This is a genomic window from Streptomyces sp. NPDC015220, assembly GCF_043079345.1.
Lineage (GTDB): Bacteria > Actinomycetota > Actinomycetes > Streptomycetales > Streptomycetaceae > Streptomyces.
In genome coordinates this window covers 84037-110343 of the sequence record NZ_JBIBUK010000027.1, presented here as the reverse complement: position 1 = coordinate 110343, position 26307 = coordinate 84037, and the positions used below count along the sequence as shown (strand labels likewise).

Sequence of the window (26307 nt, the reverse complement as noted above, 5' to 3'; positions counted from 1 at the left end):
CGACATCGTCGCCGGGCAGGGCCGCAGCATCGCGGAGATCTTCGTCGACGACGGTGAGAGCGCCTTCCGGGCCCTGGAGAAGCAGGCGGTGCGGGTGGCGCTCGCCGGGCACGAGGGTGTCCTCGCGCTCGGCGGCGGCGCCGTCCTCGACGCCGGCACCCGGGCCCTGCTCGCCGGACTGCCCGTGGTCTACCTGTCGATGGACGTCGAGGAGGCCGTCCGGCGCACCGGCCTGAACGTGGCCCGCCCGCTGCTGGCCGTCAACCCGCGCAAGCAGTGGCGCGAGCTGATGGAGGCACGCCGGCACCTGTACGAGGAGGTCGCCACCGCCGTCGTACCGACCGACGGCCGCACCCCCGAAGAAGTCGCCCAAGCCGTCCTCGACGCAGTGGAGTTGAAACAAGCATGACCGAGGCAGTGACGCGGATCCACGTCGGCGGCACCGCGGGCGCCGACCCCTACGACGTCCTGGTGGGCCGTCAGCTCCTCGGCGAGCTGGCGGGGCTGATCGGCGAGCAGGCCCACCGGGTCGCCGTCGTCCACCCGGAGGCGCTCGCCGAGACCGGTGAGGCGCTCCGCGCCGACCTGGCCGACCAGGGCTACGAGGCCATCGCCATCCAGGTGCCGAACGCGGAGGAGGCCAAGACCGCCGAGGTCGCCGCCTACTGCTGGAAGGCGCTCGGCCAGTCCGGCTTCACCCGCTCCGACGTCATCGTCGGCGTGGGCGGCGGGGCGACCACCGACCTCGCCGGCTTCGTGGCCGCGACCTGGCTGCGCGGCGTGCGCTGGGTCGCCGTCCCGACCACCGTGCTGGCCATGGTGGACGCGGCCGTCGGCGGCAAGACCGGCATCAACACCGCCGAGGGCAAGAACCTCGTGGGCGCCTTCCACCCGCCCGCGGGCGTGCTGTGCGACCTGGCGGCGCTGGACTCCCTCCCGGTCAACGACTACGTCTCCGGGCTCGCCGAGGTCATCAAGGCCGGCTTCATCGCCGACCCGGTGATCCTGGAACTCGTGGAGTCCGACCCCGAGGCCGCCCGCACCCCGGCCGGCCCGCACACCGCCGAGCTCATCGAGCGCTCGATCCGGGTGAAGGCCGAGGTCGTCTCCTCCGACCTGAAGGAGTCCGGCCTGCGGGAGATCCTCAACTACGGCCACACGCTGGGCCACGCCATCGAGAAGAACGAGCGCTACAAGTGGCGGCACGGCGCGGCCGTCGCGGTCGGCATGCACTTCGCCGCCGAACTGGGCCGTCTCGCGGGCCGGCTGGACGACGCGACCGCCGACCGCCACCGCACCGTCCTGGAGTCGGTGGGCCTGCCCCTGCACTACCGCTACGACCAGTGGCCCAAGCTGCTGGAGACCATGAAGGTGGACAAGAAGTCCCGCGGCAACCTGCTGCGCTTCATCGTGCTCGACGGCCTCGCCAGGCCCACCGTCCTGGAGGGCCCGGACCCGGCCGTGCTGCTGGCCGCCTACGGCGAGGTGGGGCAGTAGGTCCCGTCGGGTGCCGTCCGCCCGATTCGCCTTGTGGCGACGGCACTTCGAGCCGGCCCCGGCCGTTCACCAGATGGCGGCCGGGGACGGTACCGTTCGGTGAGGAGCGGGGGTTCGGGCCCGCCGCCAGCGCCCATTTCCTTGTACGAGACGGAGTGGCACCGGATGCAGCACGCAGTGGGTTCTCCGCTGCCGCCGCCCCACCAGCCGGGGCACGGACCGGCCGCGGGCTGGTCGCCGGCCGCACATCACCCGGGTTCCTACCCCCCGCACCCGCACCAGGGCTCCGCCCCCGTGCCCCCACCGCCCCCCGCGCCGGGCCGTCCCGGTGTGCGGCCGCCGGCGCCCCCGGCCGGGCCGGCCATGGTCCCGGGGCCGCCCCCGCCGGACGCCACCGGGCACGTCCGGCTGCCGCCCGGCGCTCCGGTCGCGATGCCCAGCGCCCCTCCCGCCCAGAGCCTGCCCGACCCGACCACCACCACCCTGGCGGTGCTGCTCATCGGACCGGCGGGCGCCGGCAAGACGAGCGTCGCCAAGCACTGGGCCGAGCACCGGCGGGTGCCCACCGCGCACATCAGCCTGGACGACGTCCGCGAGTGGGTCCGTTCCGGCTTCGCCAACCCGCAGTCGGGGTGGAACGACAGCTCCGAGGCGCAGTACCGCCTCGCCCGCCGCACCTGCGGATTCGCCGCGCGCAACTTCCTGGCCAACGGGATCTCGTGCATCCTCGACGACGCCGTCTTCCCCGACCGCCCGGTCGTCGGCCTCGGCGGCTGGAAACGGCACGTCGGGCCGGGTCTGCTCCCGGTCGTCCTCCTGCCCGGCCTGGACGTCGTCCTGGAGCGCAACGCCGAGCGCACCGGCAACCGCCGGCTCACCGACGAGGAGGTCGCCCGCATCCACGGCCGCATGGCCGGCTGGTACGGATCGGGCCTGCCCATCATCGACAACTCCCAGCTCGACATACCCACCACCGCCCGCCTCCTGGACGAGGTCCTCTCCCGAGCGATGGCCAGCCCCCCGCAGTGGTGACCGGACCGGCGCGGGGCCGCCCCGTCCCGGCCGCGCGCCCCCGCCCGTTCCGACGGCGATCGCCCGCCCGCCGCTGGGAGCGCGGGCGCGGCCACCCCCACTCGGCCTCTCCCGAACGGCGATTTCCGGCCACCGCTCTTACGCTCGGTTCATGTCAGAGGTGTACGCGGCCCGCCGAACCCGGCTACGGGAGCGCTGCAACGCGGGCGGCAGCGCGGCGGCGCTGGTGACTCGTCCCGCCAATGTGCGGTACCTCGCGGGAGCAGCCCCGCACGGTGCCGTCCTGCTCCTCGGAAGGCGCGAGGACCTGCTGGTGTGCCAGGACCCGCCGGAGGACCGGCCCGGCGAGGGGCGCCCCGACGAGAACCTGCGGGTGCGGGTACTGCCCCAGGCCGGCGACCCGGCGGTCGCCGCCGGCGGCCTCGCGCAGGCCCAGGACGCCGACTCGCTCGCCGTCGAGGAGCACCACCTCACCGTGGCCCGGCACCGCGCACTCGCCTCGGTGACGCCCCGGCTGCGCCTGACCGACCTGGGCAGCGCGGTCGAACAGCTCAGGGTCGTCAAGGACGAGGAGGAGATCTCCTGCCTGAGGATCGGCGCCGAGATCGCCGACCAGGCCCTGGGCGAACTCCTCGAGTCCATCCTGGTCGGCCGCACCGAGCGGCACCTCGCCCTGGAACTGGAGCGGCGGCTCGTCGACCACGGCGCCGACGGCCCCGCCTTCCCGACCTCCGTGGCCACCGGCCCGAACTCCGGCCGCCGCGGCCACCGGCCCACCGACCGGCGGGTCGAGGAGGGGGACTTCCTCTCCGTCTGCCTGGGCGCCGCGTACCGCGGCTACCGCTGCGAGATCGGTCGCACGTTCGTGATCGGAACGTCGCCGGCGGACTGGCAGATCCAGCTCTACGAGCTGGTCTTCGCCGCCCAGCGGGCGGGGCGGGAGGCGCTGACGCCCGGCGCGGCCTACCGCGACGTGGACCGTGCCGCGCGGCAGGTCCTGGACTCCGCCGGGTTCGCGGAGGGCCTGCAGTCCCTCACCGGGCACGGGGTGGGACTCGAAATCGACGAGGACCCGCAGTTGGCTCCCGCGGCCATGGGTAAACTGGACGCTTGCGTGCCGGTCACCGTCGAGCCCGGGGTCCACCTCCCGGGCCGGGGCGGCGTCCGGATCGATGACACGCTCGTCGTACGCCCCGAGGCGGACGGCGGACCCGAGCTACTCACCATCACGACCAAGGAGCTGCTCGCACTATAGGCAGGTGCGTGCCCCCGGGGTCGTCCACGTCAGTCCAGGAGATTCCGCAACCGTGGCTTCCACGAACGACCTCAAGAACGGCATGGTGCTCAAGCTCGAAGGCGGCCAGCTCTGGTCCGTCGTCGAGTTCCAGCACGTCAAGCCCGGCAAGGGCCCGGCCTTCGTGCGCACCAAGCTCAAGAACGTGCTGTCCGGCAAGGTCGTCGACAAGACCTTCAACGCCGGCGTCAAGGTCGAGACGGCCACCGTCGACAAGCGCGACATGCAGTACTCGTACAAGGACGGCGAGTACTTCGTCTTCATGGACATGGAGACCTACGACCAGCTGCACATCGACCCGAAGGCCGTCGGCGACGCCGCGAACTTCCTGATCGAGGGCTTCACCGCCGTCGTCGCCCAGCACGAGGGCGAGGTGCTCTTCGTCGAGCTGCCCGCCGCCGTCGAACTCGTCATCGCCGAGACCGAGCCCGGCGTCCAGGGCGACCGCTCCACCGGCGGCACCAAGCCCGCCACGCTGGAGACCGGCCACCAGATCCAGGTCCCGCTCTTCATCACCACCGGTGAGAAGATCAAGGTCGACACCCGCACCAGCGACTACCTCGGCCGGGTGAACAGCTAACCGTGGCTGCCCGCAACACGGCCCGCAAGCGCGCCTTCCAGATCCTCTTCGAGGGCGACCAGCGAGGCGCCGACGTCCTCACGGTCCTCGCGGACTGGATCAGGCTGTCCCGGTCCGACACCCGGCAGCCGCCGGTCAGCGAGTACACGATGCAGCTGGTCGAGGGGTACGCCGAGCACGCCAGGCGGATCGACGAGCTCATCGCGCAGTACGCGGTCGGCTGGACGCTCGACCGCATGCCGGTCGTCGACCGCAACATCCTGCGGCTCGGCGCGTACGAGCTGATCTGGGTCGACGAGACCCCGGACGCCGTCGTGCTGGACGAGATGGTGCAGCTGGCGAAGGAGTTCTCCACGGACGAGTCGCCCTCGTTCGTCAACGGCCTGCTCGGTCGGCTCAAGGACCTCAAGCCCACGCTGCGCCGCGACGCGAGCAACGAGGCCTGAGCGCCGCCCGGGGCACGCCCACGCGACAGGGCCCGCAGCGTCACCGCTGCGGGCCCTGTCGCGTCCCGTCCGCCCCCTGCTGCCCCGGCGCCGGTTCAGGCCCGCAGAAAGCCGCCGGGGTGGCCGGAACCGTGTAGTTCCGGCCACCCCGGCGGCACGTTTCTGCTGATGTCTGCCGTGACCTGTCGGACCGGCGGGACTCAGCTCTCCTCGTGGGCCGCCACGGCGCGGCGGGCGTCCGCGTCCAGCACGCCCCAGCTGATGAGCTGCTCGGTCAGGACCGAGGGCGACTGGTCGTAGATGACGGCGAGCGTGCGCAGGTCGTCCTGGCGGATCGAGAGCACCTTGCCGTTGTAGTCACCGCGCTGGGACTGGATGGTCGCCGCGTACCGCTGCAGCGGGCCCGCCTTCTCGGCCGGCACCGTGGCCAGCCGCTCCAGGTCCAGGACCAGCTTCGGCGGGGGCTCGGCGGCCCCGCCCGGGGTGGTGCCCGGCAGCAGCTCCTGCACCGGGACTCCGTAGAAATCCGCCAGCTCGGCAAGGCGCTGCACGGTCACGGCACGGTCGCCGCGCTCGTACGAGCCGACCACGACCGCCTTCCAGCGTCCCTGGCTCTTCTCCTCGACACCGTGGAGGGAAAGGCCCTGCTGGGTGCGGATGGCCCGGAGCTTGGCCCCGAGCTGTTTGGCGTATTCGCTGGACATATGGCTCCCCGGAACACTGTGTCGACGCGGCTGGGAGGGATTCCGTGCCGCGCGGCTGGTAACTCACTGTGAGGTTACGCAGCGTTACTCTGCCGCGTCAAGCCGAACGGTCCACCCCGCCCCTTCCGTGCCACCGGCGACCGGTTACGCCGAAGGGGTGACAGGAGCGGTCCCCGGCACCTGCTACCGTGGATGGCGCAAATCCGACGTCCTTTAAGGTCCGTCCCGTGAGGCGGAGAAGGAGGTCCGTTTCGTATGGACAAGCAGGACACTCACGCGATCGCGCAGACATCCGACGCGCGGCCCGTTCTGGAAGGCCCCGACATCGCTCGGGTGCTGACCCGCATCGCCCACGAGATCGTCGAGCGCGCCAAGGGCGCGGACGACGTGGTGCTCCTCGGCATTCCGACCCGGGGCGTCTTCCTGGCCCAGCGGCTGGCCGCCAAGCTCGAACAGATCACCGAGCGCAAGGTCCCGGTCGGCTCGCTCGACATCACCATGTACCGCGACGACCTGCGCATGCACCCGCCGCGTGCGCTGGCCCGTACCGAGATCCCCGGTGACGGCATCGACGGCCGCCTGGTCGTCCTCGTCGACGACGTGCTCTTCTCCGGCCGTACCATCCGCGCCGCCCTCGACGCCCTGAACGACATCGGGCGCCCCCGCGCGGTGCAGCTCGCCGTCCTCGTCGACCGCGGCCACCGCGAACTGCCGATCCGCGCCGACTACGTCGGCAAGAACCTCCCCACGTCGCTGCGGGAGACGGTCAGGGTCCAGCTCGCCGAGGAGGACGGCCGCGACACCGTGCTGCTCGGCGCCAAGCCGGCCGCCCCGGGCGAGTCGCAGCACTAGCCCACGCGCGCGCGCCCCGCAGCACGTCCCGCGCGGGCGCCTGCGCGCGCCCGCCTGCCCGGCCGTGCCGTCCGGGACAGCCCGGACCCCACGCTTCCCCAATGAACTGCCTTACGGAGCCTGACAGATGCAGCGTCATCTCATCTCGGCCGCCGACCTCACCCGCGACGACGCCGTCCTGATCCTCGACACCGCCGAGGAGATGGCCCGGGTCGCCGACCGGCCGATCAAGAAACTGCCGACCCTGCGCGGCCGCACCGTCGTCAACCTCTTCTTCGAGGACTCCACCCGCACCCGGATCTCCTTCGAGGCCGCCGAGAAGCGGCTCTCCGCGGACGTCATCAACTTCACCGCCAAGGGCTCCAGCGTCTCCAAGGGCGAGTCCCTGAAGGACACCGCGCAGACCCTGGAGGCCATGGGCGTGGACGCCGTGGTCATCCGGCACGGCGCCTCCGGAGCCCCGTACCGCCTGGCCACCTCCGACTGGATCGACGCCGTCGTCATCAACGCCGGCGACGGCACCCACCAGCACCCCACCCAGGCGCTGCTCGACGCCTTCACCATGCGCCGCCGCCTGATCGGCCGGGACGCCGGGCTGGGCCGGGACCTGTCCGGCAAGCGGGTCACGATCGTCGGCGACGTCCTGCACAGCCGGGTCGCCCGCTCCAACGTCGACCTGCTGCACACCCTGGGCGCCGACGTCACCCTGGTCGCCCCGCCCACCCTGCTGCCGATCGGCGTCGGCTCCTGGCCCTGCGAGGTCTCCTACGACCTCGACGCCACGCTGCCCAAGTCGGACGCGGTGATGATGCTCCGGGTCCAGCGCGAGCGCATGAACGCCGCCTTCTTCCCGACCGAGCGCGAGTACTCCCGGCGCTACGGCCTCGACGGCGAGCGCATGGCGAGGATGCCCGAGCACGCCATCGTGATGCACCCCGGCCCGATGGTCCGCGGCATGGAGATCACCGCCGAGGTCGCCGACTCCGGACGCTGCACGGTCGTCGAGCAGGTCGCCAACGGCGTCTCCATCCGGATGGCCGTCCTCTACCTGCTGCTCGGCGGGAACGAACCCGCCGTCACCCACACCCGCCCGCCCGTCGCCCACCACCAGCCCGCCAACGAGCGCTCCGCGCACACCCCCTTCGCGGCCGAGGAGAAGTAAGACAGATGAGCAAGATCCTTATCCGCGGTGCGAAGGTGCTCGGCGGCGAGCCGCAGGACGTCCTGATCGACGGCGCGACGATCGCCGAGGTGGGCGCCGGCATCGACGCCGAGGGCGCCGAGGTCGTCGAGGCCGCCGGCAAGGTGCTCCTGCCGGGCCTGGTCGACCTGCACACCCACCTGCGGGAGCCCGGCCGGGAGGACTCCGAGACCGTCCTCACCGGCACCCGCGCCGCCGCCTCCGGCGGCTACACCGCGGTGTTCGCCATGGCCAACACGTTCCCGGTCGCCGACACCGCCGGCGTCGTCGAGCAGGTCTACCGGCTCGGGCGGGAGCACGGCTACTGCGACGTGCAGCCGATCGGGGCCGTCACCGTCGGCCTGGAGGGCCGCAAGCTCGCCGAGCTGGGCGCCATGCACGAGTCGGCCGCCGGGGTCACCGTCTTCTCCGACGACGGCAAGTGCGTCGACGACGCGGTGATCATGCGCCGCGCCCTGGAGTACGTGAAGGCCTTCGGCGGCGTCGTCGCCCAGCACGCGCAGGAGCCGCGGCTGACCGAGGGCGCCCAGATGAACGAGGGCGTCGTCTCCGCCGAGCTGGGGCTGGGCGGCTGGCCCGCCGTCGCCGAGGAGTCGGTCATCGCCCGCGACGTCCTGCTCGCCGAGCACGTCGGCTCCCGCGTCCACATCTGCCACCTGTCGACGGCCGGCTCGGTCGAGATCGTCCGCTGGGCCAAGTCCCGCGGCATCGACGTCACCGCCGAGGTGACCCCGCACCACCTGCTCCTCACCGAGGAACTGGTGCGCACCTACGACCCGGTCTACAAGGTCAACCCGCCGCTTCGCACCGAGCGGGACGTGCACGCCCTGCGCGAGGCGCTCGCCGACGGCACGATCGACATCGTCGCCACCGACCACGCCCCGCACCCGCACGAGGACAAGGACTGCGAGTGGGCCGCCGCCGCGATGGGGATGGTCGGGCTGGAGACCGCCCTGTCGGTGGTCCAGGAGACCATGGTCGACACCGGTCTGCTGGACTGGGCGGGCGTCGCCGACCGGATGTCCGTCACGCCGGCCAGGATCGGCCGGGCCACCGGGCACGGACGCCCCGTCTCGGCAGGTGAGCCCGCCAACCTCACCCTGGTCGACACGGCATACCGTGGGCGGGTGGACCCCGCGGGCTTCGCCTCGCGCAGCCGCAACACTCCGTACGAGGGACGTGAGCTGCCGGGCCGTGTCACCCACACGTGGCTCCGGGGCAAGGCCACGCTCGTCGACGGGAAGCTCACGTGACACCTGCAACACTGCTCGCAGCCGGGCTCGCGACCGGCACCGCCGCCGACCAGAAATCGGCGACGGTCACCGACTGGGGCGCGCGCGTCGGCTGGCTGGTCGGCCTCGCCCTCTTCGTCGCCCTCGTCTACTGGCTGATGCGCGAGGGCTGGAAGTGGCGCGGCACCCTGCAGAGCGACCTGCCCGAGCTGCCCGGAGTGCCGGACGAGCCCGGCGCGACGAGACTGACGACGACCGGCCGCTACCACGGCTCCACCACCGCCGGTCAGTGGCTGGACCGCATCGTGGCCCACGGTCTGGGCACCCGCAGCCGCGTCGAGCTCACGCTGACCGACTCGGGCCTGCACGCGGTACGCCCCGGGGCGACCGACTTCTTCGTCCCGGCCGCACAGCTGCGCGGGGCCCGGCTCGACAAGGGCATCGCCGGCAAGGTCCTCACCGAGGGCGGCCTGCTGATCGTCACCTGGGCGCACGGCGGGCGGCTGATCGACTCGGGCTTCCGCTCCGACCGGGCGGCCGAGCACACCACATGGGTCGAGGCACTCAACACCATGATCGAAACGAACACCACGGAAGGCGTCGAACGATGACCACCTCCACAAGGGGAACCTCGAGGGTTCCCGCCGTTCTCGTCCTGGAGGACGGCCGGATCTTCCGGGGCCGCGCCTACGGGGCCGTGGGGGAGACGTTCGGCGAGGCCGTGTTCTCCACCGGCATGACCGGCTACCAGGAGACCCTCACCGACCCCTCGTACCACCGCCAGGTCGTCGTGATGACGGCCCCGCACGTCGGCAACACCGGCGTCAACGACGAGGACCCCGAGTCCGGGCGCATCTGGGTCTCCGGCTACGTCGTGCGCGACCCCGCGCGCGTGCCGTCCAACTGGCGCTCCCGGCGCTCCCTGGACGAGGAGCTCGCGGCGCAGGGCGTCGTCGGCATCAGCGGCATCGACACCCGCGCCCTCACCCGCCACCTGCGCGAGCGCGGCGCCATGCGCGTGGGCATCTTCAGCGGCGACGCGATCAAGGACGACGCGGCCCTGCTGGCCCGGGTCCGGGAAGCCCCCGAGATGGTGGGCGCGGACCTGTCCGCCGAGGTCGCCACCGACCAGGCGTACGTCGTCCCGGCGGTCGGCGACAAGAAGTTCACCGTCGCCGCCGTCGACCTCGGCATCAAGGGCATGACCCCGCACCGCATGGCCGAGCGCGGCATCGAGGTGCACGTGCTGCCCGCCACCGCCACGGTCGAGGACGTCTACGCCGTCGGACCCGACGGCGTGTTCTTCTCCAACGGCCCCGGCGACCCGGCCACCGCCGACCACCCCGTCTCCGTGATGCGGGGCGTCCTGGAGCGCGGCACGCCGCTGTTCGGCATCTGCTTCGGCAACCAGATCCTCGGCCGCGCCCTCGGCTTCGGCACCTACAAGCTGAAGTACGGCCACCGCGGCATCAACCAGCCCGTGCAGGACCGTACGACCGGCAAGGTCGAGGTCACCGCGCACAACCACGGCTTCGCCGTCGACGCCCCGACCGACCAGGTCTCCGAGACCCCCTTCGGCCGTGTCGAGGTCTCCCACGTCTGCCTCAATGACAACGTGGTGGAGGGCCTCCAACTGCTCGACAAGCCGGCCTTCAGCGTCCAGTACCACCCCGAAGCGGCAGCCGGCCCGCACGACGCCGCCTACCTGTTCGACCGCTTCGTTTCCCTGATGGAGGGCCAGCGTGCCTAAGCGCACCGATATCCAGTCCGTCCTGGTCATCGGCTCCGGCCCGATCGTCATCGGCCAGGCCGCCGAGTTCGACTACTCCGGCACCCAGGCGTGCCGCGTCCTGAGGTCCGAGGGCCTGCGGGTCGTCCTCGTCAACTCCAACCCCGCGACGATCATGACCGACCCGGAGATCGCCGACGCCACCTACGTCGAGCCGATCACCCCGGAGTTCGTCGAGAAGATCATCGCCAAGGAGCGCCCCGACGCCCTGCTGCCCACCCTGGGCGGCCAGACGGCCCTGAACACCGCCATCGCGCTGCACGAGAACGGCGTCCTGGAGAAGTACGGCGTCGAGCTGATCGGCGCCAACGTGGAGGCCATCCACAAGGGCGAGGACCGCGACCAGTTCAAGGCGGTCGTGGAGGAGGTCCGCAAGAAGATCGGCCACGGCGAGTCCGCCCGCTCGGTCATCTGCCACTCCATGGACGACGTCCTCGCCGGCGTCGACGCGCTCGGCGGCTACCCGGTCGTCGTCCGCCCCTCCTTCACCATGGGCGGCGCCGGCTCCGGCTTCGCGCACGACGAGGAGGAGCTGCGCCGCATCGCCGGCCAGGGCCTCACGCTCTCCCCGACCACCGAGGTGCTCCTGGAGGAGTCCATCCTCGGCTGGAAGGAGTACGAGCTGGAGCTGATGCGCGACAAGAACGACAACGTCGTGGTCGTCTGCTCCATCGAGAACTTCGACCCGATGGGCGTGCACACCGGCGACTCGATCACCGTCGCCCCGGCGATGACGCTGACCGACCGCGAGTACCAGATCCTGCGCGACGTCGGCATCGCGGTCATCCGCGAGGTCGGCGTGGACACCGGCGGCTGCAACATCCAGTTCGCGGTGAACCCGGCCGACGGCCGCGTGATCGTCATCGAGATGAACCCGCGCGTCTCCCGGTCCTCGGCGCTCGCCTCGAAGGCGACCGGCTTCCCGATCGCCAAGATCGCCGCCAAGCTCGCCGTCGGCTACACCCTCGACGAGATCCCGAACGACATCACGCGGGAGACCCCGGCCTCCTTCGAGCCGACCCTCGACTACGTGGTCGTCAAGGCGCCCCGGTTCGCCTTCGAGAAGTTCCCGCAGGCCGACTCCACGCTGACCACCACCATGAAGTCGGTCGGCGAGGCCATGGCCATCGGCCGCAACTTCACCGAGGCCTTCCAGAAGGCGCTGCGCTCGCTGGAGAAGAAGGGCAGCCAGTTCACCTTCGTCGGCGAGCCGGGTGACAAGGGCGAGCTGCTGCGCGAGGCCGTACGGCCCACCGACGGCCGGATCAACACCGTCATGCGGGCCATCCGCGCGGGCGCCGGCCCCGAGGAGGTCTTCGAGTACACGAAGATCGACCCCTGGTTCGTCGACCAGCTCTTCCTGATCAAGGAGATCGCGGACGAGCTGGCCGAGGCACCCGAGCTCACCGCGGACCTGCTCGCCGAGGCCAAGCGGCACGGCTTCTCCGACCAGCAGATCGCCGAGATCCGCGGCCTGCGCGAGGACGTCGTCCGCGAGGTCCGGCACGCGCTCGGCATCCGCCCGGTCTACAAGACGGTGGACACCTGCGCCGCCGAGTTCGCCGCCAGGACGCCGTACTTCTACTCCTCCTACGACGAGGAGACCGAGGTCGCGCCGCGCGAGAAGCCCGCGGTGATCATCCTGGGCTCCGGCCCCAACCGCATCGGACAGGGCATCGAGTTCGACTACTCCTGCGTCCACGCCTCCTTCGCCCTGAGCGACGCCGGGTACGAGACCGTGATGGTCAACTGCAACCCGGAGACCGTCTCCACCGACTACGACACCTCCGACCGGCTCTACTTCGAGCCGCTCACCCTGGAGGACGTCCTGGAGATCGTCCACGCCGAGCGGCAGGCCGGCCCCGTCGCCGGCGTCGTCGTCCAGCTCGGCGGCCAGACCCCGCTGGGGCTGTCCCAGGCCCTGAAGGACAACGGCGTGCCGGTCGTCGGGACGTCCCCCGAGGCGATCCACGCCGCCGAGGACCGCGGCGCCTTCGGCCGGGTGCTCGCGGAGGCGGGCCTGCCCGCCCCCAAGCACGGCACCGCCACCACCTTCGCCCAGGCCAAGACGATCGCCGACGAGATCGGCTACCCGGTCCTCGTGCGGCCGTCGTACGTCCTGGGCGGCCGGGGCATGGAGATCGTGTACGACGAGGCGCGCCTGCAGGCGTACATCGCCGAGTCCACCGAGATCAGCCCCTCCCGCCCGGTGCTCGTCGACCGCTTCCTGGACGACGCCATAGAGATCGACGTCGACGCCCTCTACGACGGCGAGGAGCTCTACCTCGGCGGCGTCATGGAGCACATCGAGGAGGCCGGCATCCACTCCGGCGACTCGGCGTGCGCGCTGCCTCCGATCACGCTCGGCGGGCACGACATCAAGCGGCTGCGCGCCTCCACCGAGGCCATCGCGCGCGGTGTCGGGGTGCGCGGTCTGATCAACATCCAGTTCGCACTGGCCGGCGACATCCTCTACGTCCTGGAGGCCAACCCGCGCGCCTCCCGCACGGTGCCCTTCACCTCGAAGGCGACCGCGGTGCCGCTGGCCAAGGCCGCCGCCCGCATCTCGCTGGGCGCGACCATCGCCGAGCTGCGCGCGGAGGGCCTGCTGCCGAGGAACGGCGACGGCGGCACCATCCCGCTGGACGCGCCGATCTCCGTCAAGGAGGCGGTCATGCCGTGGTCGCGGTTCCGCGACATCCACGGCCGCGGCGTCGACACGGTCCTCGGCCCCGAGATGCGCTCCACCGGCGAGGTCATGGGCATCGACTCCGTCTTCGGCACGGCGTACGCCAAGTCGCAGGCGGGCGCCTACGGTCCGCTGCCCACCAAGGGCCGCGCCTTCATCTCGGTCGCCAACCGGGACAAGCGCTCGGTGATCTTCCCGGCCCGCGAGCTGGTCGCCCACGGCTTCGAACTGCTCGCCACCTCCGGCACCGCCGAGGTGCTCAAGCGCAACGGCATCAACGCCACGATCGTGCGCAAGCAGTCCGAGGGCACCGGCCCGAACGGCGAGAAGACCATCGTCCAGCTCATCCACGACGGGGAGGTCGACCTCATCGTCAACACCCCGTACGGCACCGGTGGCCGCCTCGACGGCTGGGAGATCCGTACGGCGGCCGTGGCCCGGTCCGTGCCGTGCCTGACGACGGTCCAGGCGCTCGCCGCGGCGGTCCAGGGCATCGACGCCCTCAACCACGGCGACGTGGGCGTGCGATCGCTCCAGGAACACGCCGAGTTCCTGACCGCGGCCCGCGACTAGCCAGCAGCCGAAGAGGGGGACACCGGAAACGGTGTCCCCCTCTTCATGAGGTCTCACGAGGACATCCACATGTACAAGCTCTTCTTCCGGCTGGTCTTCCGGCGGATGGACCCGGAAGGCGCCCACCACCTGGCCTTCCGCTGGATCCGCCTCGCCGTCCGGATCCCGGTGCTGCGCACCTTCGCCGCCGCGGTCCTCGCACCCCGCCACCGGGAACTGCGCACCGAGGCCATGGGGCTGCGCATGCACGGCCCGTTCGGGCTCGCGGCCGGCTTCGACAAGAACGCCGTCGCCATCGACGGCATGTCGATGCTGGGCTTCGACCACGTCGAGATCGGCACCGTGACGGGCGAGCCGCAGCCGGGCAACCCCAAGAAGCGGCTGTTCCGGCTCGTCGCGGACCGCGCGCTCGTCAACCGCATGGGCTTCAACAACGAGGGCTCGCTGGCCGTGGCCGCGCGCCTGGCCTCCCGCACGCCCGTGTTCCGGACCGTGGTCGGCGTCAACATCGGCAAGACCAAGGTCGTCCCCGAGGAGGAGGCCGTCGGCGACTACGTGAAGTCCGCCGAGCGCCTGGCGCCGTACGCCGACTACCTCGTCGTCAACGTCTCCTCGCCCAACACGCCCGGCCTGCGCAACCTCCAGGCCACCGAGGCGCTGCGTCCGCTGCTGCGTGCCGTGCGCGAGGCCGCCGACCGGGTGTCGCCGGGGCGCCGCGTGCCGCTGCTGGTCAAGATCGCCCCGGACCTCGCCGACGAGGACGTGGACGCGGTCGCCGACCTCGCCGTGGAGCTCGGCCTGGACGGCGTCATCGCCACGAACACCACCATCGCGCGCGAGGGGCTCGGCCTGAAGTCCGATCCGGCGCTGGTCGGGGAGACCGGGGGCCTGTCCGGGGCACCGCTCAAGGCGCGCTCCCTGGAGGTGCTGCGCCGCCTGTACGCGCGTGTGGGCGACGAGATCACCCTCGTCGGCGTCGGCGGCGTCGAGACCGCCGAGGACGCCTGGCAGCGCATCCTGGCCGGCGCCACGCTGGTCCAGGGCTACAGCGCCTTCATCTACCAGGGCCCGTTCTGGAGCCGCGCGATCCACAAGGGGCTCGCCGCGCGCCTGCGCAACAGCCCGTACGCCACCCTCGCCGACGCGGTCGGCGCCGACGTGAAGAAGGCGGGGACCTCCGCATGAGCCCGATCGAACCCTTCGGCGCCCGGCTGCGCCACGCCATGGACGAGCGCGGCCCGCTGTGCGTCGGCATCGACCCGCACGCGTCCCTGCTCACCGAGTGGGGCCTGAACGACGACGTGGCCGGCCTGGAGCGGTTCAGCCGCACGGTCGTCGAGGCGGTGGCCGACCGGGTCGCCGTGCTCAAGCCGCAGAGCGCCTTCTTCGAGCGCTTCGGCTCGCGCGGCGTCGCGGTGCTGGAGAAGTCGGTGCGGGAGGCGCGGGCGGCCGGGGCGCTGGTCGTCATGGACGCCAAGCGGGGCGACATCGGCTCGACCATGGCCGCCTACGCCGAGACCTTCCTGCACCGGGACGCGCCGCTGTTCTCGGACGCGCTCACCGTCTCGCCCTACCTGGGCTACGGCTCGCTGAAGCCCGCCGTGGAGCTGGCGCGGGCCGGCGGGGCGGGCCTGTTCGTGCTGGCGCTCACCTCCAACCCGGAGGGCGGCGAGGTGCAGCACGCGGTCGGGACCGACGGCCGAGGGGTCGGCGCGACCATGCTCGCACACCTCGCCGAGGAGAACGCGGGACAGCGTCCGATGGGCTCCTTCGGCGCGGTGGTGGGCGCCACGCTCGGCGATCTGTCGTCCTACGACCTGGACATCAACGGGCCGCTCCTCGCGCCCGGGATCGGCGCGCAGGGCGCGACCCCGGCCGACCTCCCGGCCGTCTTCGGCGGCGCGGTGCGCAACGTCGTCCCCAACGTCAGCCGGGGTGTTCTGCGTCACGGTCCCGACGTCGGCGCTCTGCGGGCCGCCGCGGAGCGCTTCGCGGCGGAGATCGGGGCGGCGGTGGGCGCCGGCTGAGCGCCCGAGGGCCCGCCGGAGTCTGGATAGACACCGAAATCCGGGGCAGTATGTCCTAAATGTCTGGCCTTGCAGAGGCTGACCAGGACTTTTCCGCTGTTCTCGCTGACTCTTGGGCCCTCGACCGCTAGTCTCCGTCGAGTGGGGGCACCTCCCACGCCCTCAAGGCAGTGGGGGAGGTCGGGCAGGCGTGTTGCTCGTGGCTCCCCTGGTGTGGGGCGACTAGGTTCCTCACCGGTCCGTATCCGACAGTTCGACATCCGAGGTGACGTAGGCGTGGCTCTTCCGCCCCTTACCCCCGAACAGCGCGCAGCCGCGCTCGAAAAGGCCGCCGCGGCTCGCCGGGAGCGGGCCGAGGTCAAGAATCGACTCAAGCACTCCGGCGCCTCCCTGCACGACGTCATCAAGCAGGGCCAGGAAAACGACGTCATCGGCAAGATGAAGGTGTCCGCCCTCCTTGAGTCGCTTCCGGGCGTGGGCAAGGTCCGCGCCAAGCAGATCATGGAGCGGCTCGGCATCTCCGAGAGCCGTCGTGTGCGCGGCCTCGGCTCCAACCAGATCGCTTCCCTGGAGCGTGAGTTCGGCAGCACCGGTTCCTGAACCCCGGGCGCCGGGGACGCGAGTCCCGGGCGCCCCGGGATTGCTGGAATAATCGCTGCATGGCTGTAACACCCCGGGGGACGACCCCCGTACCCCCGGACGCACGTCCGCGGCTGACCGTGCTCTCCGGCCCCTCCGGGGTCGGCAAGAGCACGGTCGTCGCCCATATGCGCAAGGAACACCCCGAGGTCTGGCTCTCGGTGTCGGCGACCACCCGCAAGCCCCGCCCCGGCGAGCAGCACGGCGTCCACTACTTCTTCGTCACCGACGAGGAGATGGACAAGCTGATCGCCAACGGCGAGCTGCTGGAGTGGGCCGAGTTCGCGGGCAACCGCTACGGCACCCCGCGGGCCGCCGTGCTGGAGCACCTGGAGGCCGGGGTGCCGGTCCTGCTGGAGATCGATCTCCAGGGCGCCCGGCAGGTCCGCGAGTCCATGCCGGAGGGCCGGCTGGTGTTCCTCGCCCCGCCCTCCTGGGAGGAGCTGGTGCGCCGGCTCACCGGCCGGGGGACCGAGCCGCCCGAGGTGATCGAGCGCAGGCTCCAGGCCGCGAAGGTCGAGCTGGCGGCCGAGCCCGAGTTCGACGAGACCCTGGTCAACACCTCCGTCGAGGACGTGGCGCGCGAGCTGCTAGCCTTGATGGACGTCGTGTGATCGTCACTGGTCATGTCGACTGAATCTTTCCCATCCATCGGAAGGTAGAGCGTGTCCTCTTCCATCTCCGCGCCCGAGGGCATCATCAACCCGCCGATCGACGAGCTCCTCGAGGCCACCGACTCGAAGTACAGCCTCGTGATCTACGCGGCCAAGCGCGCCCGTCAGATCAACGCGTACTACTCGCAGCTCGGCGAGGGTCTCCTCGAGTACGTCGGTCCGCTCGTCGACACGCACGTCCACGAGAAGCCGCTCTCCATCGCCCTGCGCGAGATCAACGCGGGACTGCTGACCTCCGAGGCCGTCGAGGGCCCGGGGCAGTAAGTCCGGCGGAACAGCGGTACAGCACATGCGGTAAGTCATATCGACAGACCGCAGTAGGTTTTTCCACAGGCCCGGCAGCGCGACTGTCGGGCCTGTGGTGTGTAGTGGTCCCGTACGCCGACGAACCGAGGCGTACGGGTGTCGAGTGCGGGGAGGCCCGGTGAGCAAGCCCAAGGTCGTGCTGGGGGTCAGTGGCGGCATCGCCGCCTACAAGGCGTGCGAGCTGCTGCGCCGGCTGACCGAGTCCGGACACGACGTCCGTGTGGTGCCGACCGCCTCCGCGCTGCACTTCGTCGGCGCCGCCACCTGGTCCGCGCTGTCCGGCAACCCGGTCGCCACCGAGGTCTGGGACGACGTGCACGAGGTGCCGCACGTCCGCATCGGCCAGCACGCCGACCTGGTGGTCGTCGCCCCGGCCACCGCCGACACGCTCGCCAGGGCGGCCCACGGCCTCGCCGACGACCTGCTGACCAACACCCTGCTCACCGCCCGCTGCCCGGTGGTCTTCGCCCCGGCCATGCACACCGAGATGTGGGAGCACCCGGCCACCCGGGAGAACGTGGCGACGCTGCGCCGCCGCGGCGCCGTCGTCATCGAACCGGCGGTCGGCCGGCTGACCGGCGTCGACACCGGCAAGGGCCGGCTGCCCGACCCGGCGGAGATCTTCGAGGTCTGCCGTCGCGTCCTCGACCGCGGCGTGGCCGATCCGGACCTCGCCGGGCGGCACGTCGTCGTGAGCGCCGGCGGCACCCGCGAGCCCCTCGACCCGGTCCGCTTCCTCGGCAACCGCTCCTCCGGCAAGCAGGGCTACGCCCTGGCGCGCACGGCGGCGGCCCGGGGGGCCAGGGTCACCCTGGTCGCCGCGAACACCGCCCTGCCCGACCCGGCGGGCGTGGACGTCGTCCGGGTCGGGACGGCCGTGCAGCTGCGCGAGGCGGTCCTGAAGGCGGCCGCGGACGCCGACGCGGTGGTCATGGCAGCCGCCGTGGCCGACTTCCGTCCCGTCTCCTACGCCACCGGGAAGATCAAGAAGAAGGACGACCAGGAACCAGAGCCCATCGCCCTGGTACGTAATCCGGACATCCTCGCCGAGATCTCGGCCGACCGGGCGAGGCCCGGACAGGTGATCGTGGGCTTCGCCGCCGAGACCGACGACGTCCTCGCCAACGGGCGCAGGAAGCTGGCGCGCAAGGGCTGCGACCTCCTGGTGGTGAACGAGGTGGGGGAGCGCAGGACCTTCGGTTCGGAGGAGAACGAGGCCGTCGTGCTCGCCGCCGACGGTGGAGAAACCCCAGTTCCGCACGGTCCCAAGGAGGCTCTGGCCGAAACTGTGTGGGACCTGGTGGTCCCCCGGCTCAACTGAATGATCCTTTTGCCCCTCCAACCACGCGAACCCCGCATTTCGCCGCGCGGTGGCTCTGGCCAAGGCCGCCGGGCATTGGGCAGAATGCCCGTGCCGCAGGTCACAGCACTCCCGAGAGGCGAGACAGGTGGGCCGGCGGTTGAACGCGACAGATAAACTGTTTCTCGGACGACCGGGCGCAGCCCCGCGCCGTCCGCCAATGATCAGCCAGCAGCCGCTGCAACCCCAGGGAGCGTTGTGTCCCGTCGCCTGTTCACCTCGGAGTCCGTGACCGAAGGTCACCCCGACAAGATCGCTGACCAGATCAGCGACACCATTCTCGACGCGCTTCTGCGTGAGGACCCGTCCTCCCGGGTCGCCGTGGAGACGCTGATCACCACCGGCCTGGTGCACGTGGCCGGCGAGGTCACGACCAAGACCTACGCGGACATCGCCACCCTGGTCCGCGGCAAGATCCTCGAGATCGGCTACGACTCCTCCAAGAAGGGCTTCGACGGCGCCTCCTGCGGCGTTTCGGTGTCGATCGGCGCGCAGTCCCCGGACATCGCCCAGGGCGTGGACACGGCGTACGAGTCCCGGGTCGAAGGCGACGAGGACGAGCTGGACCGGCAGGGCGCCGGCGACCAGGGCCTGATGTTCGGCTACGCCTCCGACGAGACGCCGACCCTCATGCCGCTGCCCATCTTCCTGGCGCACCGGCTGTCCAAGCGCCTCTCCGACGTCCGCAAGAACGGGACGATCCCCTACCTGCGCCCGGACGGCAAGACGCAGGTCACCATCGAGTACGACGGCGACAAGGCGGTCCGCCTGGACACCGTGGTCGTCTCCTCCCAGCACGCCTCCGACATCGACCTCGAGTCGCTGCTGGCGCCCGACATCCGCGAGTTCGTCGTCGAGCCGGAGCTGAAGGCGCTCCTGGAGGACGGCATCAAGCTGGAGACGGAGGGCTACCGGCTGCTGGTGAACCCCACCGGCCGCTTCGAGGTGGGCGGTCCGATGGGCGACGCCGGGCTGACCGGCCGCAAGATCATCATCGACACCTACGGCGGCATGGCCCGGCACGGCGGCGGCGCCTTCTCCGGCAAGGACCCGTCCAAGGTGGACCGCTCGGCGGCGTACGCGATGCGCTGGGTCGCCAAGAACGTGGTGGCGGCCGGCCTGGCCTCCCGCTGCGAGGTGCAGGTGGCCTACGCGATCGGCAAGGCCGAGCCGGTCGGTCTGTTCGTGGAGACCTTCGGCACCCACAAGGTGGAGCCCGAGAAGATCGAGAAGGCCATCGACGAGGTCTTCGACCTGCGTCCGGCGGCCATCATCCGGGACCTCGACCTGCTCCGCCCGATCTACTCCCAGACCGCCGCCTACGGCCACTTCGGCCGTGAGCTGCCCGACTTCACCTGGGAGCGCACGGACCGCGTGGACGCCCTGCGCGAGGCCGCCGGCCTGCTCTGACAGGTCGCCCGAAGGCTGGTCCGAGGCCCGGTTCCCGCCCGGGAGCCGGGCCTCGTCCGTTCTCCGGCCGGGCCGCCCGCTCCCGTCCGGTCCGGTGGGCGGGGGCGCGCGCCCGTGCGGGGCCGGCCCTCCGCCGGCCTCTGGACGAGCCCGGCCGGCGAGTGGCCCGGGGCCGGTCCCGGCGGGCGTCGGCTGTCAGTGCCGTTTGGCAAGATTGCAAGCGTGAGCAGCGAGAACGGGCCGGAGGACGGCGGGACCGAGGCGGCCCCGCCGGAGCAGCTCGCGCTCATCCGGGAGACCGTCCGCAGGGCCAAGGAGCCCAGGGCCAAGCCGCGGACCTGGCGGGGAGCCGCCCTCGCCGGGGAACTGCCCGTGGCACGGGTCCTGGTCGACAAGGGCGTGCTGCACCTCGACCGGTACTTCGACTACGCCGTGCCCGCCGAGCTGGACGCCGACGCCCAGCCCGGTGTGCGGGTGCGGGTGCGGTTCGGCGCCGGGCGGCACCGGGTCCGCGAGGGCCGCCGCGAGGGCGGCGGGCTCATCGACGGGTTCCTGATCGAGCGCCGGGCCGAGTCCGACTACTCCGGGCCGCTGGCCGCCCTCGCCCAGGTGGTGTCGCCCGAGCCGGTGCTCGGCCCCGAACTGCTCGGGCTGGCCCGCGGTGTCGCCGACCGTTACGCGGGCAGCGTCGCCGACGTGCTCCAGCTCGCCGTGCCGCCCCGCAACGCCCGCGCCGAGCAGCGGCCCTCACCCGCGCCCCTGCCGCCGCCCGAGGCCCCCGCGGCGGGCTCCTGGGCGCGCTACGAGCAGGGGGCCGCGTTCGTCAGGGCGCTGGCCGGGGGCGGCTCGCCACGCGCCGTGTGGAACGCGCTGCCCGGACCCGGGTGGAGCGAGGAGCTGGCCCGGGCCGTCGCCGCCACCCTCGCCTCGGGACGGGGCGCCCTCGTCGTCGTCCCCGACGGACGGGCCGCCGCCCGCGTCGACGCCGCGCTGACCGCCCTGCTGGGCGAGGGACGGCACGCGCTGCTCACCGCCGACGCGGGCCCCGAGAAGCGGTACCGGCAGTGGCTCGCGGTGAGCAGGGGCTCCGTACGGGCGGTCGTCGGGACCCGGGCCGCCATGTTCGCCCCCGTACGGGACCTCGGGCTGGTCGCCCTCTGGGACGACGGGGACGACAGCCACAGCGAACAGCACGCGCCGCAGCCGCACGCGCGGGAGGTGCTGCTGCTGCGCGCCGCGCAGGACCGGTGCGGCTTCCTGCTCGGCGGCTGGAGCTGCACCGTGGAGGCCGCGCAGCTCGTCGAGAGCGGCTGGGCCCGGCCCCTGGTGGCCACCCGGGAGCAGGTGCGGCGCGCGGCGCCGCTGGTGCGCACCGTGGGCGACCGGGACCTCGCCCGGGACGAGGCCGCCCGGGCCGCCCGGCTGCCCTCGCTCGCCTGGCAGGCGGCCCGCGACGGACTGCGGCACGGGCCCGTGCTGGTGCAGGTGCCCCGGCGGGGGTACGTGCCCCGGCTGGCCTGCGTCCAGTGCCGGGCGCCCGCGCGCTGCCGTCACTGCTCGGGGCCCCTCGAGGGGCAGGACGCCACGGTGCTCCGCTGCGACTGGTGCGGACGACGGGAGTCCGAGTGGCACTGCCCGGAGTGCGGCGGGTTCCGGCTGCGCGCTCAGATCGTAGGGGCCCGGCGGACCGCCGAGGAGCTCGGCCGGGCCTTCCCGGCAGTGCCGGTGCGCACCTCGGGGCGCGAGCACGTGCTGGACACGGTGCCGGGCACTCCCGCGCTGGTCGTGAGCACGCCGGGCGCCGAGCCGGTCGCCGAGGGCGGATACGCGGCGGCGCTGCTCCTGGACGGCTGGGCGATGCTGGGCCGGCCCGATCTGCGGGCGGGCGAGGACGCGCTGCGCCGGTGGATCGCCGCCGCCGCCCTGGTACGGCCGCAGGAGGCGGGCGGCACGGTGGTCGTCGTGGCCGAGCCGACCCTGCGGCCCGTGCAGGCACTGGTGCGCTGGGACCCCGTAGGACACGCGGTGCGGGAACTCGCCGAACGGGCCGAACTGGGGTTCCCGCCGGTGTCCCGGATGGCGGCCGTGACGGGGCCGGCGGAGGCGGTCGCGGACTTCCTGCGCGCCGTCGAACTGCCGGCCGACGCCGAGGTGCTGGGGCCCGTGCCGCTGCCGGCCGCGCCGGCCGGACGGCCGCGGAGACCGGGCGCGCCCCCGCCCGGCGAGCACTGGGACCGGGCGCTGATCCGCGTGCCGCCCGGCAGTGGAGCCGCGCTCGCCGCCGCGCTGAAGGCCGCGCAGGCGGCCCGGACGGCCCGGGGGAGCGCCCGGGGGAGCGGAGACCCGGTGCGGGTGCGGATCGACCCCCCGGACATCGGGTGACGGGCCGGCACGTGGCGCGGAGTCGGGCGGCCGGAGGCCCGGGCGCGACGCGCGGCGTGGAGGCGACGTGTTCCGGCAGGCTCGAACACCGGCGCCCTCCCGGGTCCGGGCCGGGAGGGCGTGCCGTCGTCAGGGGTGGGCGTCAGCCGTTGCGCGGACCGGGGAAGGCCGTCGGCCTGACGTCCTCGCGCAGGGAAGGGCTGCCCGCCGTCGGCTGGGTCGGCATGGAGCGGGCCGCGGGGACCGTCGGCACCGCGGGCAGCCCGGCGCCGACGTTGACCGCGCGGGTGCCCGCGGGCTCCGCGATCCGCTCGGCCTCCGCCGCCTGCGCCGCGGCGCGCCGCGCGCCGTAACGCCGGTGCACCGCCTGCTTGGTGACCCCGAGGGCCGAGCCCACGGCGTCCCACGAGAAGCCGAGCGAGCGGTCGAAGTCCACGGCCGCCGTGACCAGGGTCTCGACGCTGTCCCGCAGCTCCTGCGCGAGGCGGACCGTCGGTGCGGGCGCGCGTCCGTAGACGACGAAGCCCGTGGAGGGGCCGGAGCGGCGCGGGCGGTAGACGTTGCCCAACTGGGCGGTGAGCGTGCGCAGTGCGTCCACCTGCCGGCGGACCCGCTCGATGTCCCGCACCAGCAAGTGCAGGCTGGCCCGGGCCTGGGCGTCGTGGGTTGCGTGGTCGGCCATGAACAAGCCTCTCGAACCGGCGTTGAAAGGAACCGGGCCGCGCGAGCGGCCCGCTGTGGTCAACTCTGTCTTGACCAACGCGTTTTCGGTCCGCTGGTCACGGGGTGGGGGCGTAAGGGCATATGCGTACGCCCCCGCGGTCGGCCGGACGACGCGGCGTACGCCCAGGCGTCGAGGCGTATGCGGACCTGTCGGGGCGCACGCCTGCCCACGGGGGCGTACGCCGCCGTGACTCGCCCGGGGCGGCCCGCCGTTCCTGGTCATAGACTGGTGCGCCGCCCGCGTACCCGCCCCGACCGAGAGGCCCGCACCCGCCCATGAAGCTCGTCTTCGCCGGTACCCCCGAGGTCGCCGTTCCCGCCCTGGACGCCCTGATCGCCTCCGGCCGGCACGAGGTCGCCGCCGTCGTCACCCGCCCCGACGCCCCGGCCGGGCGCGGGCGCCGGCTGGTCGCGAGCCCGGTCGCCGAACGGGCGGAGGAGGCCGGGATCGAGGTGCTCAAGCCGGCCAAGCCGCGCGACCCGGAGTTCCAGGAGCGGCTCAGGGAGATCGCCCCGGACTGCTGCCCCGTCGTCGCCTACGGCGCCCTGCTGCCGAGGACCGCCCTGGACATCCCCGCCCACGGCTGGGTCAACCTGCACTTCTCCCTCCTGCCCGCCTGGCGCGGCGCGGCGCCCGTGCAGCACAGCCTCATGGCGGGCGACGAGATCACCGGCGCCTCCACCTTCCTCATCGAGGAGGGCCTGGACTCCGGCCCCGTCTACGGCACCGTCACCGAGGAGATCCGCCCCACCGACACCAGCGGCGACCTGCTCACCCGGCTCGCCCTGGCCGGCGCCGGACTCCTCGCCGCCACCATGGACGGCATCGAGGACGGCGCCCTGAAGGCCGTTCCGCAGCCGGCCGAGGGCGTCACCCTCGCGCCGAAGATCACCGTCGAGGACGCCCGTGTCGACTGGTCCGCCCCCGCCCTGCGCGTGGACCGGGTGGTGCGCGGCTGCACCCCGGCCCCGGGAGCCTGGACGACGTTCCGCGGCGAGCGGCTCAAGCTGATCCAGGTCGCCCCCGTTCCCGGGCGGACCGGTCTGGCCGCGGGCGCGCTCGCCGTCGGCAAGAACAGCGTCCACGCGGGCACCGGCTCCTACGCCGTCGAGCTCAAGTGGGTGCAGGCCCAGGGCAAGAAGCCGATGCGGGCCGCGGACTGGGCGCGCGGAGTCCGCATCGCCGACGGCGAGACCCTCGGGGGCTGACCGGCCGCGTCGCCGCGGGACGTACGCTGGGTGCACAGCGCATCCCCGCACGGCGCACCGCCAGTGTGCGCGGCGCACCCACACATCCGGAGCACCTTTTTCGTGAGCGACACCTCCCGTCGGCCCCGCAAGCCCGCCAAGCCCTACCGCCGGCCCCAGAAGGACCCCGTCCGCATCCTCGCCTTCGAGGCGCTGCGCGCCGTCGACGAACGGGACGCGTACGCGAACCTCGTGCTGCCGCCGCTGCTGCGCAAGGCGCGCGAGGAGAGCGACTTCGACGCGCGGGACGCCGCGCTCGCCACCGAGCTGGTGTACGGCACGCTGCGCCGCCAGGGGACGTACGACGCGATCCTGGCCGCCTGCGTCGACCGGCCGCTCAGGGAGGTCGACCCGCCCGTCCTGGACGTGCTCGCCCTCGGCGCCCACCAGTTGCTCGGCACCCGGATCCCGAGCCACGCCGCCGTCTCCGCCACCGTCGAGCTGGCCCGGGTGGTGCTCGGCGACGGACGGGCCAAGTTCGTCAACGCCGTGCTGCGCAAGGTGGCGCGGGACGACCTCGACGGCTGGCTGGAGAAGGTCGCCCCGCCCTACGAGGAGGACCCCGAGGACCACCTCGCCGTCGTCCACTCGCACCCGCGCTGGATCGTCTCCGCCCTGTGGGACTCCCTCGGCGGCGGCCGCGCGGGGATCGAGGACCTGCTGGAGGCCGACAACGAACGGCCGGAGGTGACCCTGGTCGCCCGGCCCGGCCGATCCGTCCCCGAGGAATTGCTGGACGAGGAGGCCGCGGTGCCGGGCCGCTGGTCGCCGTACGCGGTGCGGCTCACCGAGGGCGGTGAACCGGGCGCCGTGCGGGCCGTCGGGGAGGGCCGGGCCGGCGTCCAGGACGAGGGCAGCCAGCTCGTCGCGCTCGCCCTGGCCAACGCGCCCCTCGACGGCCCCGACGGCAAGTGGCTCGACGGCTGCGCCGGACCCGGCGGCAAGGCGGCGCTGCTCGCCGCTCTGGCCGCCGAACGCGGTGCGGTCCTGCTCGCCTCCGAGAAGCAGCCCCACCGGGCCGGCCTCGTGGCCCGGGCGCTGGCCGGCAACCCCGGCCCCTACCAGGTGATCGCCGCCGACGGGACGCGTCCGCCGTGGCGGCCGGGCAGCTTCGACCGGGTCCTCGTCGACGTGCCGTGCACCGGCCTCGGCGCGCTGCGCCGGCGCCCCGAGGCGCGCTGGCGGCGCCGCCCCGACGACCTGGACGGCTTCGCCCCCCTCCAGCGCGGTCTGCTGCGCACGGCCCTGGAGTCGGTGCGGGTGGGCGGTGTCGTCGGCTACGCCACCTGCTCGCCCCACCTCGCCGAGACCCGGGCGGTCGTCGCCGACCTGCTCAAGCAGTTCCCCGAGACCGAGCTGATCGACGCCAGGCCCCTGCTCCCCGGTGTCCCGGCCCTCGGCGACGGCCCCGACGTCCAGCTCTGGCCGCACCTGCACGGGACCGACGCGATGTACCTGGCCCTCGTCCGCCGGACCGGCTGACCCGCGCGAGGGCTTCGCCGGACCGCCCGGCGGGACCGTCCGCCGCGCGCCCCCCCCCCCCCCCCCCCACCCCCCCCCCCCCCCCCCCCCCCCCCCCCCGCCCCGGCCCCCCCGGGCCCGCCCCGCGCCCCACCGCGGCCGCGAGGGCGACGCCCCGCCCGCCCCGC

Annotated in this window: 24 protein-coding genes; 22 read left to right on the top strand and 2 right to left on the bottom strand. The window is 73.0% G+C overall.

Annotation, left to right across the window (positions count from 1 at the left end):
* From ACF061_RS34305 to nusB, 6 genes are all read left to right on the top strand, one after another.
* Positions 1–409: shikimate kinase (locus tag ACF061_RS34305; protein WP_392270918.1), on the top strand; the 409-nt coding region annotated here is incomplete at its 5' end.
* Entirely contained in the window at positions 406–1497 is a 1092-nt protein-coding gene (aroB, locus tag ACF061_RS34300) for a 3-dehydroquinate synthase (protein ID WP_392270917.1), read from the top strand. The genes ACF061_RS34305 and aroB, both read left to right, overlap by 4 nt.
* A 165-nt stretch (positions 1498–1662) precedes the next feature.
* Positions 1663–2529 (top strand): Pro-rich N-terminal domain-containing protein, encoded by an 867-nt coding sequence (locus ACF061_RS34295; RefSeq protein ID WP_392270916.1) that lies wholly within the window; start codon positions 1663–1665, stop codon positions 2527–2529.
* 151 nt (positions 2530–2680) lie between these two features.
* Positions 2681–3784 (top strand): aminopeptidase P family protein, encoded by a 1104-nt coding sequence (locus ACF061_RS34290; RefSeq protein WP_392270915.1) that lies wholly within the window; start codon positions 2681–2683, stop codon positions 3782–3784.
* A 52-nt stretch (positions 3785–3836) separates the two neighbouring features.
* Complete coding sequence (gene efp / locus ACF061_RS34285) at positions 3837–4403, top strand: elongation factor P (RefSeq protein WP_392270914.1); 567 nt, start codon at positions 3837–3839, stop codon at positions 4401–4403.
* Between the two features lie 2 nt (positions 4404–4405).
* Positions 4406–4849: a transcription antitermination factor NusB gene (gene nusB, locus ACF061_RS34280; protein ID WP_392270913.1), complete on the top strand. Its 444-nt coding sequence runs from the start codon at positions 4406–4408 to the stop codon at positions 4847–4849.
* Positions 4850–5049: 200 nt separating this feature from the next.
* Here the strand turns inward: nusB and bldD are convergent, their stop codons facing one another.
* Complete coding sequence (gene bldD / locus ACF061_RS34275) at positions 5050–5553, bottom strand: transcriptional regulator BldD (RefSeq protein WP_043498969.1); 504 nt, start codon at positions 5551–5553, stop codon at positions 5050–5052.
* Positions 5554–5808: 255 nt separating this feature from the next.
* Between bldD and pyrR the strand changes: the two genes are divergently transcribed.
* The 14 genes from pyrR (at position 5809) to ACF061_RS34205 (ending at position 22687) form a co-directional block, all read left to right on the top strand.
* Positions 5809–6405, top strand: coding sequence for a bifunctional pyr operon transcriptional regulator/uracil phosphoribosyltransferase PyrR (gene pyrR, locus ACF061_RS34270; RefSeq protein ID WP_392270912.1), 597 nt, complete (start codon positions 5809–5811; stop codon positions 6403–6405).
* Positions 6406–6532: 127 nt separating this feature from the next.
* The gene (locus ACF061_RS34265; RefSeq protein WP_392270911.1) at positions 6533–7567 is read left to right on the top strand and encodes an aspartate carbamoyltransferase catalytic subunit; all 1035 of its coding nucleotides are present in this window, start codon (positions 6533–6535) and stop codon (positions 7565–7567) included.
* Positions 7568–7572: 5 nt separating this feature from the next.
* Positions 7573–8859, top strand: coding sequence for a dihydroorotase (locus ACF061_RS34260; RefSeq protein ID WP_392270910.1), 1287 nt, complete (start codon positions 7573–7575; stop codon positions 8857–8859).
* Positions 8856–9449 carry a hypothetical protein gene (locus ACF061_RS34255; protein WP_392270909.1) on the top strand — a complete coding sequence of 198 codons (594 nt, stop codon included), beginning with the start codon at positions 8856–8858 and terminating at the stop codon, positions 9447–9449. Before ACF061_RS34260 ends, ACF061_RS34255 begins: the two co-directional genes overlap by 4 nt.
* Positions 9446–10588 (top strand): glutamine-hydrolyzing carbamoyl-phosphate synthase small subunit, encoded by a 1143-nt coding sequence (gene carA / locus ACF061_RS34250; RefSeq protein ID WP_392270908.1) that lies wholly within the window; start codon positions 9446–9448, stop codon positions 10586–10588. Before ACF061_RS34255 ends, carA begins: the two co-directional genes overlap by 4 nt.
* Entirely contained in the window at positions 10581–13889 is a 3309-nt protein-coding gene (gene carB, locus ACF061_RS34245; RefSeq protein ID WP_392270907.1) for a carbamoyl-phosphate synthase large subunit, read from the top strand. Before carA ends, carB begins: the two co-directional genes overlap by 8 nt.
* Positions 13890–13958: 69 nt before the next feature.
* Positions 13959–15074 (top strand): quinone-dependent dihydroorotate dehydrogenase, encoded by a 1116-nt coding sequence (locus tag ACF061_RS34240; RefSeq protein ID WP_392270922.1) that lies wholly within the window; start codon positions 13959–13961, stop codon positions 15072–15074.
* On the top strand, positions 15071–15916 hold the full coding sequence (gene pyrF, locus ACF061_RS34235) for an orotidine-5'-phosphate decarboxylase (RefSeq protein ID WP_392270906.1): 846 nt from the start codon (positions 15071–15073) through the stop codon (positions 15914–15916). Before ACF061_RS34240 ends, pyrF begins: the two co-directional genes overlap by 4 nt.
* Before the next feature lie 276 nt (positions 15917–16192).
* A complete protein-coding gene (locus ACF061_RS34230) occupies positions 16193–16516 on the top strand; it encodes an integration host factor (protein WP_019059734.1) in 324 nt (107 codons plus the stop codon).
* Between the two features lie 59 nt (positions 16517–16575).
* Entirely contained in the window at positions 16576–17169 is a 594-nt protein-coding gene (gene gmk / locus ACF061_RS34225) for a guanylate kinase (RefSeq protein WP_051813308.1), read from the top strand.
* Between the two features lie 51 nt (positions 17170–17220).
* Positions 17221–17493: a DNA-directed RNA polymerase subunit omega gene (gene rpoZ, locus ACF061_RS34220; RefSeq protein WP_004933985.1), complete on the top strand. Its 273-nt coding sequence runs from the start codon at positions 17221–17223 to the stop codon at positions 17491–17493.
* Positions 17494–17653: 160 nt separating this feature from the next.
* Positions 17654–18856, top strand: a complete 1203-nt coding sequence (gene coaBC / locus ACF061_RS34215) for a bifunctional phosphopantothenoylcysteine decarboxylase/phosphopantothenate--cysteine ligase CoaBC (RefSeq protein WP_392270905.1) — start codon at positions 17654–17656, stop codon at positions 18854–18856.
* Positions 18857–19093: 237 nt separating this feature from the next.
* Entirely contained in the window at positions 19094–20305 is a 1212-nt protein-coding gene (metK, locus tag ACF061_RS34210) for a methionine adenosyltransferase (RefSeq protein ID WP_392270904.1), read from the top strand.
* A 222-nt stretch (positions 20306–20527) separates the two neighbouring features.
* The gene (locus ACF061_RS34205) at positions 20528–22687 is read left to right on the top strand and encodes a primosomal protein N' (protein ID WP_392270903.1); all 2160 of its coding nucleotides are present in this window, start codon (positions 20528–20530) and stop codon (positions 22685–22687) included.
* Positions 22688–22829: 142 nt separating this feature from the next.
* On the opposite strand, the gene ACF061_RS34200 is transcribed toward ACF061_RS34205, so the two are convergent.
* Complete coding sequence (locus tag ACF061_RS34200) at positions 22830–23369, bottom strand: hypothetical protein (RefSeq protein WP_392270902.1); 540 nt, start codon at positions 23367–23369, stop codon at positions 22830–22832.
* A 317-nt stretch (positions 23370–23686) separates the two neighbouring features.
* Here ACF061_RS34200 and fmt point away from each other — a divergent pair, with 317 nt between their 5' ends.
* The gene (gene fmt / locus ACF061_RS34195; RefSeq protein ID WP_392270901.1) at positions 23687–24619 is read left to right on the top strand and encodes a methionyl-tRNA formyltransferase; all 933 of its coding nucleotides are present in this window, start codon (positions 23687–23689) and stop codon (positions 24617–24619) included.
* Between the two features lie 102 nt (positions 24620–24721).
* Positions 24722–26140: an RsmB/NOP family class I SAM-dependent RNA methyltransferase gene (locus ACF061_RS34190; RefSeq protein WP_392270900.1), complete on the top strand. Its 1419-nt coding sequence runs from the start codon at positions 24722–24724 to the stop codon at positions 26138–26140.
* The last annotated feature ends 167 nt before the right edge of the window (positions 26141–26307 follow it).

Excerpts from the sequence above, each read along its gene's own strand:
- aroB (WP_392270917.1), top strand. The coding sequence starts at position 406 with ATGACCGAGGCAGTGACGCGGATCCACGTCGGCGGCACCGCGGGCGCC.
- ACF061_RS34295 (WP_392270916.1), top strand. The coding sequence starts at position 1,663 with ATGCAGCACGCAGTGGGTTCTCCGCTGCCGCCGCCCCACCAGCCGGGG.
- ACF061_RS34290 (WP_392270915.1), top strand. The coding sequence starts at position 2,681 with ATGTCAGAGGTGTACGCGGCCCGCCGAACCCGGCTACGGGAGCGCTGC.
- bldD (WP_043498969.1), bottom strand. The coding sequence starts at position 5,553 with ATGTCCAGCGAATACGCCAAACAGCTCGGGGCCAAGCTCCGGGCCATC.
- pyrR (WP_392270912.1), top strand. The coding sequence starts at position 5,809 with ATGGACAAGCAGGACACTCACGCGATCGCGCAGACATCCGACGCGCGG.
- ACF061_RS34265 (WP_392270911.1), top strand. The coding sequence starts at position 6,533 with ATGCAGCGTCATCTCATCTCGGCCGCCGACCTCACCCGCGACGACGCC.
- ACF061_RS34260 (WP_392270910.1), top strand. The coding sequence starts at position 7,573 with ATGAGCAAGATCCTTATCCGCGGTGCGAAGGTGCTCGGCGGCGAGCCG.
- carA (WP_392270908.1), top strand. The coding sequence starts at position 9,446 with ATGACCACCTCCACAAGGGGAACCTCGAGGGTTCCCGCCGTTCTCGTC.
- ACF061_RS34240 (WP_392270922.1), top strand. The coding sequence starts at position 13,959 with ATGTACAAGCTCTTCTTCCGGCTGGTCTTCCGGCGGATGGACCCGGAA.
- pyrF (WP_392270906.1), top strand. The coding sequence starts at position 15,071 with ATGAGCCCGATCGAACCCTTCGGCGCCCGGCTGCGCCACGCCATGGAC.
- gmk (WP_051813308.1), top strand. The coding sequence starts at position 16,576 with ATGGCTGTAACACCCCGGGGGACGACCCCCGTACCCCCGGACGCACGT.
- ACF061_RS34200 (WP_392270902.1), bottom strand. The coding sequence starts at position 23,369 with ATGGCCGACCACGCAACCCACGACGCCCAGGCCCGGGCCAGCCTGCAC.
- fmt (WP_392270901.1), top strand. The coding sequence starts at position 23,687 with ATGAAGCTCGTCTTCGCCGGTACCCCCGAGGTCGCCGTTCCCGCCCTG.